Below are 1,463 nucleotides of genomic sequence, written 5' to 3' on the forward strand. Positions count from 1 at the left end.
CCACTTAACCAAATGAGTTTGTTTTCCAGGCAATCGTTATCTTCCGGGTGATGAAATCCTGCGAATGAGTGAGTATTCGTGAGAGAAACCCTTAAAACCGAGGGATCGGGCAGGATAGATTAAATAATTCCAGCAAATTGAGATGAAGATAGATAGCCGTGGGGCAGTGGAGCAACACAATGAAAGAAGTGAAATCTATCTAAAACAGGAGGACTTCAAATGAGCTATGATTTAATGGTTTTCGAGCCGTCCAATGTGCCGAGGGAAAGGAAGGCGTTTATGGATTGGTATGAGCAGCAAGTGCAATGGTCGGAAGACCAAGAATATAATGATCCTTCGGTCTGCTCGGAGGCGTTGCAGCGCTTGTACAGTAAGCTGTCGGAGCATTTTCCCAATATGAATGTAGACGATGAAATCTTTGAAGCTATGGAGGAAGCTGGTACTGATAACCGTTGACCGACTACTCGCTCGGCCGACTAGTGACACAAATCAGCCTACATTGTAGCGAAGGCATTAAACGGGCAGATTAGTATCTTTTATTTTTAAAAAGATTTTTATTAAAAGAAGAAAAAAATATTTGTAAGAGGACAAAAACATATATGCATTATCAGCCGCATATGACGCGTTTTTTTTATTTTATGGATACAACTTCTTGTCTTTAGGAAAAGACAAGAAGTTGTACTGTTTTCCATTGATAGACATAATGATGATGTGTTTTCCGCGGTAATTGAACGATGTATTTTTGAGGGTTATTTTTCATAATACAATACAAATTAGTGTCTCGTAATTCGGATTATTATATATTTTCAAGAGTACGTCAAGCAATTAAATTCTTCATGGTATTTAGCCGGTTGCGGCCTTTGTTCAACTATTCCAGCTAATAGCTTGTCAATATTTAATTATTAATCAAAATAATAAAGGGTGCTATACTGAAAAAAGTGCATAACAAATAACCATCCCATAGAAATTGGGAAGGTTTTCCTCGATGTCTAAACTTTGCTTATTCAGTCTAGGCGGAAAGTTTCTTTCTTGGTTAAGATTGCATATATCCAATGGAGTAGCTTATTTACACAAGCGATCACAGCTACTTTAAACAGTTTGCCTTCTGCACGCTTTTGGTCGTAATAAACTCTCAGTTTCTTATTACGTGAGCTTCGTAGACCACACCTTACAGCCTGATATAAGGTTGTCCGGAGCCTCCTAGAGCCTCGTTTGGTGATTTTGTTTCGTGTTGCCGTAAACTTGCCTGAAGAAAACACACTCGGATCAACACCAGCAAACGCAACTAGCTTCTTGGCATGATCGAACCGATCGATTTCCCCGATTTCAGCTAAAATTGTTGCAGCAATTTTGGTGCTAATGCCGGGGATCGATTGGATTAACTCATATTCCATTAACTTTTCAGCCAAAGCCTCTATCGATTGATCAAGTTTCGCTAGATGCTCTTGGTATTGAAGAAGCAA

The 1,463-nt window shown here is 39.2% G+C and carries 2 protein-coding genes; one reads left to right on the forward strand and one right to left on the reverse strand.

Translation table 11 applies throughout. From position 1 onward, the window contains the following. Positions 1–219 precede the first annotated feature (219 nt). On the forward strand, positions 220–456 hold the full coding sequence (locus ACFQ0C_RS31665; protein ID WP_379372868.1) for a hypothetical protein: 237 nt from the start codon (positions 220–222) through the stop codon (positions 454–456). Positions 457–1,004: 548 nt separating this feature from the next. Here the strand turns inward: ACFQ0C_RS31665 and ACFQ0C_RS31670 are convergent. After that, the coding region (locus ACFQ0C_RS31670) for an IS110 family RNA-guided transposase (RefSeq protein ID WP_379372870.1) at positions 1,005–1,463 on the reverse strand (459 nt) is incomplete at its 5' end.

Origin of the sequence: Paenibacillus sp. GCM10027630, assembly GCF_042676305.1 — a bacterium.
In the GTDB taxonomy this organism is placed as follows: domain Bacteria; phylum Bacillota; class Bacilli; order Paenibacillales; family NBRC-103111; genus Paenibacillus_S.